We start from the raw sequence: 14,418 nt of genomic DNA on the forward strand, positions 1-14,418 counted from the left end.
ATGAAACTGATTTTGTTGGGCGCACCCGGCGCCGGCAAAGGCACGCAAGCCGCTTTCATCTGCCAGAAGTACGGCATCCCCCAGATTTCCACCGGTGACATGCTGCGTGCCGCCGTCAAGGCCGGAACGCCCCTGGGCCAACAGGCCAAGGCCGTGATGGACGCCGGCCAACTGGTCAGCGACGACCTGATCATCAATCTGGTCAAGGAACGCATCGCCCAGGCCGATTGCGCCAACGGCTTCCTGTTTGATGGATTTCCCCGCACCATTCCCCAGGCAGACGCCATGAAGGCCGCCGGCGTGAAGCTGGACTACGTGCTGGAGATCGACGTGCCCTTCGATGCCATCATCGAGCGCATGAGCGGCCGCCGCTCCCACCCCGCCTCGGGCCGCACCTACCACGTCAAGTTCAATCCACCCAAGGTCGAAGGCCAGGACGACGTGACCGGCGAGCCGCTGGTGCAGCGCGAAGACGACAAGGAAGAAACCGTCAAGAAGCGCCTGGACGTCTACAGCAGCCAGACCCGCCCCCTGGTGGACTACTACCGCGCATGGGCCGAAAAGGAAGCCGCAGCGGCGCCCAAGTACCGCGCCATCAGCGGCCTGGGCTCGGTCGAGGACATCACCCAACGCGCACTGGCTGCACTGGCTGAGTGATGCAGGCCATGTGCCGCAACGAAAAAAGCACCCGCCGGGTGCTTTTTTGTTGACCGCCAGCAACTGAAGAAATGCCGGCGTCGCCGCCCGGCTCAATCGCGCGGCTGTGCTGCCAGCGCCAGCATCATCGCAATCCGGGCCTTTGCCACAGGCAGCTGCGCCAGATCAGCCTCTGCCGGGTTGGTCCCAAGGCCCGAGGCCACGGGCAGGCCTTCAGCGCAGCGCGTGCCCCGCCAGATCCAGACACCCCTGTCGCGGGCACGCTGCAAGGCCGCTTCCATACCTTCGTGAACCGTCGCATTGCCCGTGCCAGCCACGACGATGCCACGCACGCCTGCCGCCACCAGCGCATCCACGCCGCTGGCACGCGCCAAGGCGCCGCTGAACACCACCTCGACCCAGGGCAGCTCATCCAGCGCCAGCAGATCAGATGACATGGTCACAGGCACCATGGCCCGCGTGGACGGTGCGGAGGGGGAGGACGGCGCATCGGGCACCAGCCAGCGCACACACCCTTCCTCCACCAACGCCTGCGGCCCGCCTTCCACGGAGCGCATTGCCTGCAGCCGGTAGGGATGGACCTTCTGCACTTGGGCTGCCGCATGCACCTCGCCGCCCGCCACCACCCATACGCCGCTGCGCCCGCCGCTGGCAGCCACGGTCACGGCATCGCGCAGATTCTGCGGCCCGTCGGCCAACAGGGCCGTGGCCGGGCGCATGGCGCAGGTCAGCACAATGGGCTTGGTGGCCGGCAGCAGGCTGTGCAGCAGCCAGGCCGTCTCTTCCAGCGTGTCCGTTCCATGCGTGATCACCACGGCGCGTGTGTCCGCATCCTCCAGTGCCTGCGTGCAGGCGCGCAGCAACGCGCGCCACACGGGCCAGTCCATATCCTTGCTGTCCACCTGCGCGATCTGCTGCGTCTGCACGGGTCCCAGCGCCTGCTGCTCCAGGTCCGGCACGGCCTCCAGCAGCGACTGCACCGTGATCTGCCCGGCCTTGTACCCCACGCCCTGCGACTGCGAATCCGCCCGGCCGGCGATGGTCCCGCCCGTGCCCAGAATCACCAACTTTGACTGCCCCACTTGCACCTCTTGGAAAACTGGTTAAAAATACAGATACTGTATAAATCATCAGATGGCCTCCCAGCCTGCCATCTGCCCTCAAGGACCGGACGCACGCCATGCTCGACCATCCCAAGCTCACCGCCCGCCAGCAACAGATCCTGGACCTGATCCAGGCCGCCATCTCCCGCACGGGCGCGCCTCCCACCCGCGCGGAAATCGCCAACACGCTGGGCTTCAAGTCCGCCAACGCTGCCGAGGAACACCTGCAGGCTCTGGCCCGCAAAGGTGTGATCGAACTGGTCAGCGGCACCTCGCGCGGCATTCGCCTGCGTACCGACACCGTGCGCAACATCAATGCCGCGCGCGGCACCAGCTTCGGACTGCCGCTGTCGGCCCTGGCACCGCTGATGTTGCCCCTGGTGGGCCGCGTTGCGGCGGGCTCGCCCATTCTCGCCCAGGAACATATCGACCAAACCTATTCCGTCGAGCCCAGCCTGTTCCAGACGCGCCCCGACTATCTGCTGCGCGTGCGCGGCATGTCCATGCGCGACGCGGGCATCATGGACGGCGACCTGCTGGCCGTGCAGTCCGCACACGAAGCCCGCAACGGCCAGATCGTCGTGGCGCGCCTGGGTGATGAAGTCACCGTCAAGCGCCTGCGCCGCACCACGCAGGGCGTGGAGCTTCTGCCGGAAAACCCCGATTACCCGGTGATTCGCGTCGCCCCCGAGGAGGCCTTTGCCATTGAAGGCCTGGCCGTGGGGCTGATCCGCAACAGCATGTCCATGTAAGCCGGACTGGCGGCCCTTCTCAGGCCGCCTCACCCCATTTCACGCACCGCCCAGGTGGTAGGCGCGAAGCCTTGGAGCTTCGCCCTGGGCGGAGCTTTGCCCGCAAACCGCAATCCTGCCTGTGTCCATGCCTCTTTGAAACACGCCAACAGGAGTCGTCACATGGGATTCGCTCTGCCAACACTGTCTTCTTTTTCCTTCCTGCGCCTGGCACATGGCATCCGCCTGACTGCGACCGCCATGGAGTCGGCCATGCCACTTGCACAAGCCCCTGCGTGCCAGCCATTACCTGCTGCAGCACCCGAGTCCGCCAACGTGATCTCTTTCAGCAAGGCACGCCGGCGCAGCCAGCAGCGCCGCAGCAAGGCCGCACGCGCTGCAGACCATGGAGATGCCCAGCTGATCCTGCCCTTGCTGCCAACGCAGCCCGCCCTGCAATCCGCACCTGAGCAGCCTTCAGGCCTGCGCATCATCCAGCGGTCGCCGCAGGAGCAGCCGGAATGCCTGTTCATCTCCGGGCGCATGGCCGATGTCTGCGCTGCGCTGGAGCGCATGGAGGCGCATGGCGGACCGGCAGCCAACTGAGGCCCGATGCAAGGTGTGCGACACACCTTGCACGACACAAACCTGGGCGGCGCGGACCGCGTGCCGCACGAGGAATCGGCCTGCGCAAAGCTGGTGCAGGCTGGCGGCCACCACTGCCCTGTAGCGCACATGCAACAAGTGGACGCCCTCTTTGCGGGAGGGGCGCCGGCCTGAAAGATAATTGATAAGCATTCTTATTATCTTTTGCAGCAGCGATTGCCACTGCGCCCGCCTCCTCCGCCCCAGCCTTCTCCGTGCACAGCCTCTACCAGAATCACCATCCCTGGCTGGAAAGCCTGCTGCGCAAACGCCTGGGAAACCGTGACGATGCCGCCGACCTAGCCCAGGACACCTTTGTGCGCCTGCTGCGCTCGCCCCTGCCGCAGCAGGACATCCGCGAACCCAGGCGCTACCTGGCCACCATCGCCCGGGGCCTGGTCGCCGACCTGTTTCGCCGCCGCACGCTGGAGCAGTCCTATCTGGACTATCTGGCCCAGTTGCCGCAATCGCTGGCGCCTTCGCCCGAAGAGCAGGCCATCGTCCAGCAGACCCTGCTGGATGTGGACCGCATGCTCCAGGGCCTTCCCCCCAAGGTTCGCGAAGCCTTCGTGCTGGCCCAGTTCGAGGAACTGAGCTACCCAGAGATCGCCCAGCGCCTGGGTGTATCGCTGCGCACCGTCAGCAACTACCTGACCCGGGCGATGGAGCATTGCTGCCTGGTCCTGGCATAGCCACATGGGCGAGAGACATCTGGAAGGCAACGACCGCCGCGCCTTGCATGAGGCCGCCGCCTGGCACGTGAAACTGCGCGGCGCCTCTGCCACAGCGGGCCTGCAACAGGACTGGCAGAAATGGCATGAGGCCGATCCCGCCCACCAGCGCGCCTGGCTGCGCGTGCAATCCGTCACCGCGCAGCTGTCGCATCTGCCCGCCCCCCTGGCGCGCCAGGCGCTGGGCCGTCGCGCCTCGCCCACCCGCCGCTCCGTGATGCGCGGCGTGGCTCTGGGCCTGGGCAGCGGCGCCACGGCCTGGATGGCCTGGAAAGGCGCACCACTGGAAAGCTGGCAGGCCGACCAGCGTACAGCCACGGGCGAGCGCCGGGATCTGACGCTACCCGACGGCTCCCTGGTGGCCCTGGATACGGCCACCGCCTTGGACACCGTTTTCGACGACCGCCAGCGCCTGCTGCGCCTGCACCGTGGCCGCATCCTCGTCGCCACCGAGCCCGACGCGCTGGGCCGCCCCTTCAGCGTGCAGACCCCGCAAGGCCACGTATTGGCCCTGGGCACGCGCTTCACGGTCCATCTTGCGGACGATGGCCTGTGCCATGTCACCGTGCAGGAAAAGGCCGTGCGCCTGCAGCCTCTGGACAGCGATGCACCCTCCGCGCAATTGCAGGCCGGACAGCAGGCCGCCTTCTCGTCCAGCGCCACCCAGCCGCCTACATCCGCAGACCCCTTTGCAGCCAGCTGGCATGAAGGCGGACTGGTCGCGCTGGACATGCCGTTGGGCCAGCTGATTGACGCCCTTGCCCGCTACCGGCCCGGCTACCTGGGCTGCTCGGCCGAGGTCGCCGGGATGCTTGTCTCGGGCGCCTTTCCCGTGGATGACACGGATCGCGCACTGGCCGCGCTCGTCAGCCGCTTTCCTCTGCAACTGCGCAGCCGCACCCGCTATTGGGTGGAGGTGCAAGCGCGATCAAGCTGAGATGATGGGATGAGGCCGTGGCGAAGTCTCTTGTCCAGGCCGGCACTTCAGACCGGCGCATACGGGTGATGCACCACGTCGAAGCCCTCCTCGTCGGAGGGCGCGACAAAGTAGCTCGTGATCAGGTCGAATTGCTCATCGCTGGCCTGAAACGGATGCTCGCCTGCCGCATTGCGCACACGCAAGCGCTGCTTGCAGACCTCGTCAGGCACATCCAGAAAATGCAGGCGGTGCGAGGCGTCCACTTTCTCGAACACGCTGCGCGCCCACCCCCTCCCCTCCAGGGTATTGGCCGGAAAATCCAGCACCACCGACACGCCAGCGTCCAGCAGCGCCTGTACATGCGCCCCCATCAACCCCTTGAGCCGCGTGCTGCAACGCACGTAATCGGCCACCGACTGCATCTCCCCGGGGTACAGGCCGGCCAGCCAGGAATCCTCGCTGACCAACACCGTTCCGGGCCCGGCCGCCAATTGCCGCGCCAGCGTTGACTTGCCCGAGCCGATCTTGCCGCAAACCATGTGCAGCGTGGCAAGCCGCGCGTTGGCGGCAGGGGCATCGGCATATTCTGCGCAACGGGGCCGGGACTGTTCGGAAACCTGCATATCCATCTCCTGAAAGGCTTGAGAAAACCCCGGAGACGGAATGAAAAAACCCGCCTCCTCTGGGCGGGTTGCATGGCGCTGAAGGCCGCTGGCTAACCCACCATCCAATGGATGGTGCGAATAATCTGCGTTGCGTTCAGGCGGGCCATGGCACACAGCATAGCGCAATCACGGTGTCTCAGTGGGCCACCATGCGCACCAGCCCCAACCCCGCAAACAGCGCAGCCACGCCCAACACCAGCGAGCCCAGCGCATACAGCACGGAGGCCAGCCAGTCGCCACGCTCATACAGCATGCCGACCTCCAGCGCGTACGTCGAAAACGTGGTGAAGCCACCCAGAATGCCCGTGGTGATGAACAACCGCGCACTCTGCGGCAGCGATGTCTTGAGCGCAAACCACTCCACCGCCACCCCCATCACGAAGGCACCCAGCACATTGATCGCCAACGTACCCAGTGGATACGCACTGCCCACCAGCCGCAGCGCGAGCAAGTTCGTGCCATGCCGGAGCGCAGACCCCAGGCCGCCTCCAACGAACACCAGAATGAAACCGTAGAACCCCATGACCGTCCTTTCATCGAATAACCGGGACGGGCGTGCCGGGCAGGATCAAGACATGGCCCCGCCACCGGCAGGACCCATCCCACCAAGGCAGGAGCCATCAGCCCTTCGCAGGGCGGTTTCGGGAAGCTCCATTCCCGTCGTGCAGCGAGTGCTGGCTGCGGCGGCGAGTTTACTCTGGACCTGGCAGGCTCAGGAGACCGCTGAAGCAGCCCGCCGCGCTGCCCTGCGGGACGCCGAGTGAAGCGGGCCATTCAAACCAAGACGAAAGTTGCCGGGCATGCGGGTCAAAGGACTATGCTTCGTCTGTAATTCGATTCCGATCAGGCCTATCAATTCATCGATATGCATATGCGACTCTTGACCACAGCAATCTTTACAGCACTTTTCGCATTGCCTGCCGCAGCCCAGGTCTTTCAATGCAAGGATGCTTCTGGAAAGTCGACTTTCTCAGACAGTCCCTGCAGCAGCACTGACACTGGAGCTCTGATACAGCGCAAAAAATCGGACGATGAGATTTCCCGTGAACGGGCTGATGCAGCACAGGCGAATGAACAAAAGTATCAGCGCCAGATGAACGAAATGCAGCAGCGCCAGATCGAGAGCCAGCAGCGTGTCATCGAGCAGCAAGCCCGCCAGACAACTGCTCCTGCGCCGGAGCAGCTCGGCGCGTCCCTTCAGTGCAAGCAGGCGCGCAAGGAGCTGGAATTCGTCTCCAGCATTCGCACCATTTCCCAAGACGAAAAACGGATGCGGACCAATGCCGCGATCACGGGTGTCAATGCTGCATGCGGCTCAAATACGCCCCTGATGCAGGAGCCGCCGAAGGTGATTGGGACACCGCGAGTACCTCACTCCATTCAGCAACCAGTTTCTCAATGAGAACCAGGCACGGAACTGCCAGATATCGAGCGCAATCATGACTTCTTTCCCGCCACTCACCAGCGGGGGAACATGTTCAGGCATTCTCCCAATGCCAAGCAGCCTCTTCAGACCGCCGCCAACCCGGTCTTCACCGACCTTGCCAACAGGCGGCCATCCACCAAGCCTTCTCGACATCGTTGTCGCCAAGACGTTCCAGTGTGTAAGCCACTGATACGGTTGCGCGGAGCCGACCTTGGCCTGCCTGCCTGCGCTCGTTGGATAAATCACGGTGCGAGCGGAGCAAGATGCAGCTTGCCATTCAGAAGCAGCCTGTGCGGCTGGCATGGTGGGCCAACGGCCGCACTTCGCCGGTTTGAGCCTTGACATCTGTGAGGCTTCTGTAACGACAGGTCCAAGATTTGGTACTGACCGAAGCCTCCAGCCTCAGGTAGGCACAAGCTTGAACGACAATGTGTTCGCCGGGCTTCAGGGCCTTGGCTGCGCGAGTCTCATAGAACCTTCAAGCAGCCCAGCTCAGGCAAGTGCCGACGATGCCGAAGACAGAGCGCAACGACAGATTAAAGTGTTTGCCGACAACATCTTGCGCGGCAAACCGGAGATAAATCAAAGGCTTATGACAGATTCACAGGCAATGAACATCATCATTCTTGAAGAAGCCTTCTCCCTCTGATTATCAGAATATTCTTCAAAAGCTACACAAGAACCTACACCGCATTCAGCGGGGAGCGGGTTCTGCTTCTGCTTATTCCCCAGCTTTTAGAGCGAGCAGCTGCTCGGCAGGAAGCAGGCCCTCTTCCTCAGGCTTCTCTGCTCCGCTCAGCAACGCTCCCAGCGGCGGCAGCTTGATCAGCGCGTCGGCCTGCGCGGCCGTGCCGTGCAGCCAGGCATCCCAGTCCTGCTGCTCCAGCATCACGACACCCCGCTTTTCCTTGCCAGGCCTGTGCATGAGCGACAACACCGGATGCCCATCTGCGGGCTGCGTGATCATCGTGTAGTTGGGCACGACCTCGCCAGTCCCCGGGTCCACCCACTCGCTGTGGAGCCCTGCTAAGGCTGCAGGCTCACCATCCGCTCGGCGGAAGGACCACCACACGTTGCGGCTCCCAAGCCCCCAATAGGGTTCCAGCCATGACTCCACGGGAATCAAGCAACGTTGGCCAGCACGCCACGCCGGGGCAAAGGTCCACGACCTAGCCAGAGTCTCGCGCCTTGCGTTGTTGGTCGACATCGGCCGGCCCTCGGCTGTCACGGGCCGGCGCGTCTTGGATGATCGCGGGATCATGCCCCATTGCCCGATGTCCAGCACGCCGCCTGCAGTGATGTACGGCCCCAGGGCCAGTGGTGTGACGTGCGGCTTCCACCATGGAAGTGGCACCTGCCGGCCGACCCGCCACATGCGCTCAACTTCGATCTCACGCGGGGTGTTATATCGATTGCACATAAGTGGATGCTAACTTTTCTCGCTCTGCCAGATAACTGTACATTTATACAGTCATGAAAGTCAAAGTCACCATCCTCCGCAAAGCAGGCGCACGCAGCTACCACCGTGGCCCGCTGCAGTACGTTAAGGGTGAGCTGGACCTGAAGCACTACGCAGTGCCTGATCAGCGCCGGACGATCCCTGTGCTGCGCATCCTTGGAGACAGCGCCAACAACCAGCTGTTCGAGCCCAAGCTGATCTATGCATGTGCGGGAAAGATGAAGTTCAGCGGACTGGAACGCTGCGACAGAGCATGGCACGCGCAGGAATGGTCCTGCGAGTTCGACTACTGACCACCCAGGAGGCCGCATGTTGCTCACATACGAGGAATTCCCCACGTTGCTCACGATGCCGCGCTGGTTCGGCACGCCCGAAGTCAAAGTCATGCCGGGCAAGCCGGAGGACTATTTCATCGAACAGCTGCATCCCGACTGGTTTCTTGTCTACGACTCGGACGGCGACATGGTCTACAGCGGTGTCGGACCCGTGTCCGTGCAGCAGTCAAACGCCCCCTTCTGAGAGCTACCATGCAAAACCCCATTGAGCGCGGCGTAATCGCCAAGGTGCGTGGTGAAGAGATGTCGGCAGCACAACGCCTGTTGCCTGGGGCTGGGCGGGGCCAGCCACAACACATCACCTGTGAGATTGAAACGCTGCTTGCCGGCCGAGTGCGCATCACGTTTGAGTTGCAGCGCTATTCGCATGGCCGCAATCAATTCTGGCATTGGGTCGGGCGCGGCGCCGAGCAACTGGAACAGCCTGCTGGCTGAGCGCCATGGCTGATGGCATGACCTGGGGCGGCGCGCCCACGGCGCCGGGCTGGTATGCGGTCGTGGTGGATTACGGCCGCCTGCCCTTCCCTGCTGCGCGGCGCTGGGACGGCGCCCTCTGGGATGACGAGCGCGGCATCAGGGCATTCGACGGACCGCACCACTCGGCCGACGCCGCCCTGGACTGGGCCATGGAGCGCTGCCCAGAGGATTGACAGGTTCGACTACTGCTTTTTCTGCACGCTAATGGATCCGTCGGCCTCCAGGAACATGCAGCGGATTTCTGATTCCTCGCAGTCTGCCTCGCGCAGCGCCTTCTCGATATCGTTGCGCGATACCCGGTGGCTTTTGCGCGCACCCTCGAAGATCGTTCCATCCCGCCCCAGCAGCACCGCCTCGCCCTCCAGCAGCTTTTCCGCCCCGCGCCAGCGCGCCGTCACGAAACCCACGGCCGTATTCAACGCAATGAGGATCACGCACACCAGCAGCCCTCCAGGCAGGGACTGATCAGACCCTGTCATTGAGGGCCCCGCCGCCTCGCTCACCAACATCACCACCAGCAGATCGAAAGGCGTGAACTGGCCCACGGTACGCCGCCCCGTCATGCGCATCATCAGCAGCAGCAGGACATAGACCGCCAGCGCACGTACGGACAACTCAAACGGATGGATGTCCAGGTTCCACATACCAACGCCCCTTCAATTCCGCCCCGCCCAGGGGCTACGCGCCGAAGCGCGCACTGAACACTTGAAGGCCTGCCTCAACTGCCGCAATGCCTGCTGCCGCCGCGCAGGCGTCTCGGCCGCCGTGCAATCGCTGGGCACCCAGACCTCGTAGCCCGACATGCGTGCATCCGTAGCCGTGAGCATGACGCACATGTCCGCAGCAAACCCCACGATGACCAGCCTGCGCGCATGCATTCTGCCCAGCAGATGCAGGAGCGGCGTGGAATGAAAGGCCGAATGCTGGGGCTTGAGAATCACCAGATCCTCCGCATCGGGCGCAAGCAGCCGAGCGATCTCGCCGCGCTCGCCGGCCAAACCCTGGCAGGCGACAAGAATGTCGCTGAACTCGCTGTGCCAAGTCCCGTAGTTGTCGTTGGCGTAGATCGTAGCCACGCCCTTTTCACGAAGCCTGGCCTTGAGCCGGACTATGCGCCGGGCAGCCCGTACCGCTTCCTGCAGCAAAGGCCCGGCATTGGGAAATTGAAACGGATTGATGACATCCACCAGCAACAGCACCTCCGCGCTGTGAGGCACTTGCGTGGGTTCTAACCACCTCGGCCTAGGCATCACAGCATGGATTCGCGTTGCTGCTCCGCTCGAGATGCGCCGATGGCAGTTTCAACCTGCTTGACCTCTTCAGGGGGAGGCAGGACTGCTGGCATACCCAAGCTCTGGATCCACAGCTCGCGGCACCACCCCTTGGTGTGATACAGGTGATGGTCTTCGTCCTTTTCCACACGAGCGTGGGCCTCCTTGAGGACCTTGCCCTTTTCACCTGTAGCCACCTCGGCGACCTTGCCCAGAAGCTCCCAGTTGGCGTGGTCCTTGGTCTCAGCGTGGACCACGCACTCGCACGCCACGAGTTGCGCAGCGGCCGCGCTACCACCCCTGAGAGCCAACTCCATCGCCTTCACCAGCGATGATCCTATGTGCTTCACAACATCACGGGAAGGCGAAGCTTCGTCCGGGTTGACTCCCAACAGTTCACATGTGGTGCGCACCACGTTCTGGTGGCTGAGCGTCTCTTCGAGATACTCTTCCCATTCCTTTTTAAGGTCATCGTTCAGGGCACAGGTCAGAGCAGTTCTATACACCTGCTCACCTCCGAGTTCCGTTTCCATCATCTGCAGCAACAGATCTCTGAGTTGAGAATCGTCATATCGTGGTTTAGCCATTTGCCCACTCCGGTTTTCAGTTGCGGTCCGGCGATGGTCGGCCAACCTTGGCACTTTGCGCGTAAGCAGCAACTGAAGGGTATGTAGTGCTTCTCGAAAGTTACGTGTACGTCCAAGACCGTCAAATAATGACGGGCGGACGGCACAATGGCTGCATGAGATTCATCGCGCTACTCATCATCGCTGCAGCCCTGTTCTACGGAGCGTCGCGGATTTCTCACATACAGTTCGGTGAGCGCGCTACAGGTGGCTATGACGGGGCATCAATGACGCCGCAGCAACGCGTTATCCAGGCCGAAAAGGAAGCTCGAGAAGCGGCAGAAGCAGCGCGAGCCGCGGCGATGAGGCAAGCCGAGTAACACCAGCTGACCCGGCGTCTACGGCGTGATCGGCCGCGTGCACGCAATCAGCGCGGCCAGCAGTCGCACCTCGTAGCCCTCGCCGCGGTCGATCTCGGCCAGCCCCACGACTGTCGCTGCCCGACCCTGAGCAGCCCTCCAGCTAGAAGCTCGAGACCCATCATTCATTGGCCAGCAGGGCCTGAAAACCCCGGATTTCCTACAGCCCCTTGTCTCGTGATGCCGCAAACCGTGCCATTTCACAAACAGGCGCGCCCATTGCACATAGGCCTGCTCCGTGCGTAGGCTATAGTACTTGCAGAAGATTCATTTGCGGACCTCATTCAGCGACCGCGTGGCGCGCAACACAAGAGAAGCGGCCGGTTTCATGGCCAATTTAGAACTGTGTTTTTACCCAGTAACTCAGCACTCAAACCGAGCCACCTTCGGCGGTCGGCTTAGCATACGTTAGACCTCACAATCACGCCATGGATATCTGGAACGTCGACAAGCTTGTTCTATTCATTGCTTTTGTGATTCCGGGGTTCTTACTCCTGAAGACCAGCGCAGTGCTGGGTCTGGATTCAGCAGCGGATTCGTCGAAGCAGGTGATTGATGCAGTGGCCTATAGCTGTATCAACTACGCCGTACTCGCGTGGCCGATACTGAAGGTCGAGAGTTCCGGACTTCGAATCTCGAACAAAGAGATGTACGTCGCCTTCTACGCCTTTGTCGTGCTTGTTGCTCCGATACTCTTGGCATTTGGTTGGAAATTCTTGCGCACCACGCAACAACTCCAGAAAATTGTTCCGCATCCGGTTGGCAAGCCATGGGACTTCTTCTTCCGTCAGCGCCAAAGATACTGGGTGCTTGTCACGTTCAAAGACGGCAAGCAGGTCGGGGGCCGCTACGACTCACGTTCCTTCGCGTCTGCAACACCCGCCGGCGAGCAGCTTTATTTGGAGGAAGCTTGGGCACTGAACGACACAGGCGGCTTTGAACGTCCCAGACAGGACTCAGCGGGAATCCTCATACTTGGAAACGAGCTTCGATCCATTGAATTCTTCAACATGCTCCAGGAGGAGTCAAATGTCAAGCAAGCAGAATCTACCGAATCAAGGTCAGAGGGGGTGGCAGCCCACTCCGGTCAAAGCGCCAGCGCCTCCTAGTCCGAATAGCGGTTATCAACCGCCGACGAGCGAGCAAAGGCCGGTACAACCACCCCCGAAGACGCCTTAAGGCAGTCGGGTCTAGCAGGTCAGTCGACTCGGACACGTTCGTCCTTTTATAATCCGATTCACGCAGGCCAACATTATTTAGGCGTTTCGCATTTCTCAAGCTTTTATCCGCTGGGGTTTTGGCTTAACGCAGGGCTTCGCCTGCTAGCGCCCGGCCAGCTTCAAGCCTTCTGGCTTCTGGAGCTTTCTCAGCAAGCGCAGCCTGCTTTCGTCTTGCAAGCATTGCGCTGCCTCGGCGCCGCAGTGCTTTCTTTTGGATGGCGCCTGTCTTCAATTTAAGGCGCACCTTTTTTAGCCATCGAGTCTAACCATTCGTCGCAACCGACCGCCTTCGGCGACGGTTGAACTCAGGCTGCAAGCGCTGTAAAGCACTTGCATGGCAACTCTCTCTGTACAAAGGAATGCAAATGACTAAACGCACGCTTGAGGACTATGCCGCGGCCAAAGCCAAACTCGAAGCACTGGAACGAGAAGTGGGACAACTACACGGGGAACAACCCGAACAGGTACCGCGCCAATATCGAGGAAGCCAAAGCCCAAGTTCATTAAATCGAGACAGAACTTAAGGCAATTGGTCTGCTTGCACTCACGGCCACAGAAGAACGAGATGCCATTCTCGATGCAGCATTTCCAAATGCGCAGTCGAGAGAGGTTATTGAATGGCAGGGTAAGAAATATATCCGACGCTTCACTCCAGCAGCAAAAAGTCTCTCTGGACAGAGTGTCAAAGCTTGGGTCAAGTATTGGGAGGTAGCCGAGGTGACGCCTAAGCCTTCCATCGAGAGGACGCTGCCGGGCAAGCCGGTCAGCGCCTCTCATGTCAATCGTTAAACGTCCGCTTTTACTCGCAGCCACTGACAGCTCCTGGCCGTTAACGGTCCACTGCTGCACTTGCGGCAGTTACTCACGCCAGTCAGCGCACTTCCTTCGGCCAAGCATCCCGCATCAGCGCGGAGTCAGCGGCGTGGCCATCAGCCGCTCGCGCGATGTCTGCACCGCGCTCTGCCATTCGTCCACCTCGGTCTGCCAGCTCTTGGAGTACGGCTGTGCAGGTTGAGGCGTACCGAGCGAGGGCGGGCTGGGCAGCTCCAGCGATGCGCTCGGGGAGGCCGGCAAAGTCGCCCCGCATGCCTGCAACAGTGCTGCGCCAGTCACGCAAGCTGCGGTCCAAATCTTGCTGCGCGGCCGTGTTGCGCTGGCTCGTGGTCTGGAATGTGGCGAGTGCATCGGACAGTCCTTTCTGGAATCCGGCCATGTCCTTGACGGCCTGTTGCGTACTGACCAGTGCGGAGCTGGTCTGTTGGTGCTGCAGCTGCTCGATCTGCAGGCCGTAGCGCTGGCCCTGTACCCACCAGGCCCCTCCCGCTCCGATGGCCAGGGCCGCGCCGGCGGCGGCCAGGTGGGTGTAGAGCGCGGGGATCATGTGCATACCCTCCTGGCGTACTCGCGCATCAGTGCTTCAGAGATGCGCTCGATGGAATAGGCTTCGAACTCCCTCGAAGGCTTCTCCTCGCCAATGCTGTCGCACAGTCTCTGGAAGACGTGAACTGACTCGTGGACCAAAGCGCATGCGACGGCTATTGGGTCCGCCTCTGCGGCTGATTGGTTCAAACAAACCACACAGAACAAGCCGCTGTCGTTTTCCCATGTGTGTACAACCGCCAATTGGCGATCGACATCCATCCAGACCCCTGGATCTGGCACGTTGCAGCGAGTGGCGACCTTCAAGAATTCGGCCTGAGATAGGCACAGGGTCATGTACGGCAAGCGCACCGTGTCGCGGCTGAGCCATTTCATCGGCCGCCCCTCCACCAGTACCACCACATTGCGATCCAA

The 14,418-nt window shown here is 62.0% G+C and carries 22 protein-coding genes and 1 riboswitch; of the genes, 13 read left to right on the forward strand and 9 right to left on the reverse strand.

What is annotated here, in order from left to right; all coding sequences use genetic code 11:
- Positions 1-657 (forward strand): adenylate kinase, encoded by a 657-nt coding sequence (gene adk / locus IB269_RS16220; RefSeq protein ID WP_012205401.1) that lies wholly within the window; start codon positions 1-3, stop codon positions 655-657.
- A 92-nt stretch (positions 658-749) separates the two neighbouring features.
- Here adk and IB269_RS16225 read toward each other — a convergent pair whose 3' ends face one another.
- The gene (locus tag IB269_RS16225) at positions 750-1,739 is read right to left on the reverse strand and encodes an asparaginase (RefSeq protein WP_192367669.1); all 990 of its coding nucleotides are present in this window, start codon (positions 1,737-1,739) and stop codon (positions 750-752) included.
- Between the two features lie 98 nt (positions 1,740-1,837).
- Here IB269_RS16225 and lexA point away from each other — a divergent pair, with 98 nt between their 5' ends.
- From lexA to IB269_RS16250, 4 genes are all read left to right on the forward strand, one after another.
- Positions 1,838-2,512, forward strand: coding sequence for a transcriptional repressor LexA (gene lexA, locus IB269_RS16230; protein ID WP_012205399.1), 675 nt, complete (start codon positions 1,838-1,840; stop codon positions 2,510-2,512).
- Positions 2,513-2,674: 162 nt separating this feature from the next.
- The gene (locus IB269_RS16235) at positions 2,675-3,097 is read left to right on the forward strand and encodes a hypothetical protein (RefSeq protein WP_192367670.1); all 423 of its coding nucleotides are present in this window, start codon (positions 2,675-2,677) and stop codon (positions 3,095-3,097) included.
- 254 nt (positions 3,098-3,351) lie between these two features.
- The gene (locus tag IB269_RS16245) at positions 3,352-3,828 is read left to right on the forward strand and encodes a sigma-70 family RNA polymerase sigma factor (RefSeq protein WP_043781909.1); all 477 of its coding nucleotides are present in this window, start codon (positions 3,352-3,354) and stop codon (positions 3,826-3,828) included.
- Between the two features lie 4 nt (positions 3,829-3,832).
- The gene (locus IB269_RS16250; RefSeq protein ID WP_192367671.1) at positions 3,833-4,804 is read left to right on the forward strand and encodes a FecR domain-containing protein; all 972 of its coding nucleotides are present in this window, start codon (positions 3,833-3,835) and stop codon (positions 4,802-4,804) included.
- A 47-nt stretch (positions 4,805-4,851) separates the two neighbouring features.
- Here IB269_RS16250 and IB269_RS16255 read toward each other — a convergent pair whose 3' ends face one another.
- Both IB269_RS16255 and crcB read right to left on the reverse strand, forming a co-directional pair.
- The gene (locus IB269_RS16255; RefSeq protein ID WP_192367672.1) at positions 4,852-5,409 is read right to left on the reverse strand and encodes an AAA family ATPase; all 558 of its coding nucleotides are present in this window, start codon (positions 5,407-5,409) and stop codon (positions 4,852-4,854) included.
- Positions 5,410-5,587: 178 nt separating this feature from the next.
- Positions 5,588-5,974 carry a fluoride efflux transporter CrcB gene (crcB, locus tag IB269_RS16260; protein ID WP_099752947.1) on the reverse strand — a complete coding sequence of 129 codons (387 nt, stop codon included), beginning with the start codon at positions 5,972-5,974 and terminating at the stop codon, positions 5,588-5,590.
- 81 nt (positions 5,975-6,055) lie between these two features.
- Positions 6,056-6,119: riboswitch (Fluoride riboswitch) on the reverse strand.
- A 203-nt stretch (positions 6,120-6,322) separates the two neighbouring features.
- On the opposite strand from crcB, the gene IB269_RS16265 reads away from it, so the two are divergent.
- The gene (locus IB269_RS16265) at positions 6,323-6,853 is read left to right on the forward strand and encodes a DUF4124 domain-containing protein (protein ID WP_192367673.1); all 531 of its coding nucleotides are present in this window, start codon (positions 6,323-6,325) and stop codon (positions 6,851-6,853) included.
- A gap of 442 nt (positions 6,854-7,295) precedes the next feature.
- Positions 7,296-7,526, forward strand: a complete 231-nt coding sequence (locus tag IB269_RS16270; protein WP_143290039.1) for a hypothetical protein — start codon at positions 7,296-7,298, stop codon at positions 7,524-7,526.
- Between the two features lie 72 nt (positions 7,527-7,598).
- Here the strand turns inward: IB269_RS16270 and IB269_RS16275 are convergent, their stop codons facing one another.
- A complete protein-coding gene (locus tag IB269_RS16275) occupies positions 7,599-8,297 on the reverse strand; it encodes an SOS response-associated peptidase (RefSeq protein WP_192367674.1) in 699 nt (232 codons plus the stop codon).
- 53 nt (positions 8,298-8,350) lie between these two features.
- Between IB269_RS16275 and IB269_RS16280 the strand changes: the two genes are divergently transcribed.
- The 4 genes from IB269_RS16280 to IB269_RS16295 are packed head-to-tail and all read left to right on the forward strand — an operon-like array spanning position 8,351 to position 9,321.
- Positions 8,351-8,629, forward strand: a complete 279-nt coding sequence (locus tag IB269_RS16280) for a hypothetical protein (protein WP_192367675.1) — start codon at positions 8,351-8,353, stop codon at positions 8,627-8,629.
- A gap of 16 nt (positions 8,630-8,645) precedes the next feature.
- Positions 8,646-8,855, forward strand: a complete 210-nt coding sequence (locus IB269_RS16285; RefSeq protein ID WP_141831188.1) for a hypothetical protein — start codon at positions 8,646-8,648, stop codon at positions 8,853-8,855.
- 8 nt (positions 8,856-8,863) lie between these two features.
- The gene (locus IB269_RS16290; RefSeq protein WP_192367676.1) at positions 8,864-9,106 is read left to right on the forward strand and encodes a hypothetical protein; all 243 of its coding nucleotides are present in this window, start codon (positions 8,864-8,866) and stop codon (positions 9,104-9,106) included.
- Positions 9,107-9,111: 5 nt separating this feature from the next.
- Positions 9,112-9,321: a hypothetical protein gene (locus IB269_RS16295; RefSeq protein WP_013802140.1), complete on the forward strand. Its 210-nt coding sequence runs from the start codon at positions 9,112-9,114 to the stop codon at positions 9,319-9,321.
- 9 nt (positions 9,322-9,330) lie between these two features.
- Here the strand turns inward: IB269_RS16295 and IB269_RS16300 are convergent, their stop codons facing one another.
- The 3 genes from IB269_RS16300 to IB269_RS16310 are packed head-to-tail and all read right to left on the reverse strand — an operon-like array spanning position 9,331 to position 11,006.
- Positions 9,331-9,792, reverse strand: a complete 462-nt coding sequence (locus IB269_RS16300) for a DUF421 domain-containing protein (protein ID WP_013802139.1) — start codon at positions 9,790-9,792, stop codon at positions 9,331-9,333.
- Positions 9,793-9,804: 12 nt separating this feature from the next.
- Positions 9,805-10,398: an isochorismatase family cysteine hydrolase gene (locus tag IB269_RS16305; protein WP_192367677.1), complete on the reverse strand. Its 594-nt coding sequence runs from the start codon at positions 10,396-10,398 to the stop codon at positions 9,805-9,807.
- Positions 10,398-11,006 carry a hypothetical protein gene (locus tag IB269_RS16310; protein ID WP_141831182.1) on the reverse strand — a complete coding sequence of 203 codons (609 nt, stop codon included), beginning with the start codon at positions 11,004-11,006 and terminating at the stop codon, positions 10,398-10,400. The genes IB269_RS16305 and IB269_RS16310 overlap by 1 nt, the downstream gene beginning before the upstream one ends.
- Before the next feature lie 826 nt (positions 11,007-11,832).
- Here IB269_RS16310 and IB269_RS16315 point away from each other — a divergent pair.
- Entirely contained in the window at positions 11,833-12,513 is a 681-nt protein-coding gene (locus IB269_RS16315) for a DUF6338 family protein (protein ID WP_192367678.1), read from the forward strand.
- Between the two features lie 239 nt (positions 12,514-12,752).
- Positions 12,753-12,890 carry a DUF1010 domain-containing protein gene (locus tag IB269_RS29310; protein WP_412523752.1) on the forward strand — a complete coding sequence of 46 codons (138 nt, stop codon included), beginning with the start codon at positions 12,753-12,755 and terminating at the stop codon, positions 12,888-12,890.
- A 605-nt stretch (positions 12,891-13,495) separates the two neighbouring features.
- Here the strand turns inward: IB269_RS29310 and IB269_RS16320 are convergent.
- Both IB269_RS16320 and IB269_RS16325 read right to left on the reverse strand, forming a co-directional pair.
- The gene (locus IB269_RS16320) at positions 13,496-14,005 is read right to left on the reverse strand and encodes a hypothetical protein (RefSeq protein ID WP_192367679.1); all 510 of its coding nucleotides are present in this window, start codon (positions 14,003-14,005) and stop codon (positions 13,496-13,498) included.
- Positions 14,002-14,418: a hypothetical protein gene (locus IB269_RS16325; RefSeq protein ID WP_192367680.1), complete on the reverse strand. Its 417-nt coding sequence runs from the start codon at positions 14,416-14,418 to the stop codon at positions 14,002-14,004. The genes IB269_RS16320 and IB269_RS16325 overlap by 4 nt, the downstream gene beginning before the upstream one ends.

This window comes from Delftia sp. DLF01 (genome assembly GCF_014852125.1).
Taxonomy (GTDB): Bacteria; Pseudomonadota; Gammaproteobacteria; order Burkholderiales; family Burkholderiaceae_C; genus Comamonas; species Comamonas acidovorans.

Bases quoted from the DNA above. Each gene is read 5' to 3' on its own strand.
- adk (WP_012205401.1), top strand. From the start codon at position 1: ATGAAACTGATTTTGTTGGGCGCACCCGGCGCCGGCAAAGGCACGCAA.
- lexA (WP_012205399.1), top strand. From the start codon at position 1,838: ATGCTCGACCATCCCAAGCTCACCGCCCGCCAGCAACAGATCCTGGAC.
- IB269_RS16235 (WP_192367670.1), top strand. From the start codon at position 2,675: ATGGGATTCGCTCTGCCAACACTGTCTTCTTTTTCCTTCCTGCGCCTG.
- IB269_RS16250 (WP_192367671.1), top strand. From the start codon at position 3,833: ATGGGCGAGAGACATCTGGAAGGCAACGACCGCCGCGCCTTGCATGAG.
- IB269_RS16255 (WP_192367672.1), bottom strand. From the start codon at position 5,409: ATGCAGGTTTCCGAACAGTCCCGGCCCCGTTGCGCAGAATATGCCGAT.
- crcB (WP_099752947.1), bottom strand. From the start codon at position 5,974: ATGGGGTTCTACGGTTTCATTCTGGTGTTCGTTGGAGGCGGCCTGGGG.
- IB269_RS16265 (WP_192367673.1), top strand. From the start codon at position 6,323: ATGCGACTCTTGACCACAGCAATCTTTACAGCACTTTTCGCATTGCCT.
- IB269_RS16275 (WP_192367674.1), bottom strand. From the start codon at position 8,297: ATGTGCAATCGATATAACACCCCGCGTGAGATCGAAGTTGAGCGCATG.
- IB269_RS16280 (WP_192367675.1), top strand. From the start codon at position 8,351: ATGAAAGTCAAAGTCACCATCCTCCGCAAAGCAGGCGCACGCAGCTAC.
- IB269_RS16285 (WP_141831188.1), top strand. From the start codon at position 8,646: ATGTTGCTCACATACGAGGAATTCCCCACGTTGCTCACGATGCCGCGC.
- IB269_RS16290 (WP_192367676.1), top strand. From the start codon at position 8,864: ATGCAAAACCCCATTGAGCGCGGCGTAATCGCCAAGGTGCGTGGTGAA.
- IB269_RS16295 (WP_013802140.1), top strand. From the start codon at position 9,112: ATGGCTGATGGCATGACCTGGGGCGGCGCGCCCACGGCGCCGGGCTGG.
- IB269_RS16300 (WP_013802139.1), bottom strand. From the start codon at position 9,792: ATGTGGAACCTGGACATCCATCCGTTTGAGTTGTCCGTACGTGCGCTG.
- IB269_RS16305 (WP_192367677.1), bottom strand. From the start codon at position 10,398: ATGCCTAGGCCGAGGTGGTTAGAACCCACGCAAGTGCCTCACAGCGCG.
- IB269_RS16310 (WP_141831182.1), bottom strand. From the start codon at position 11,006: ATGGCTAAACCACGATATGACGATTCTCAACTCAGAGATCTGTTGCTG.
- IB269_RS16315 (WP_192367678.1), top strand. From the start codon at position 11,833: ATGGATATCTGGAACGTCGACAAGCTTGTTCTATTCATTGCTTTTGTG.
- IB269_RS16320 (WP_192367679.1), bottom strand. From the start codon at position 14,005: ATGATCCCCGCGCTCTACACCCACCTGGCCGCCGCCGGCGCGGCCCTG.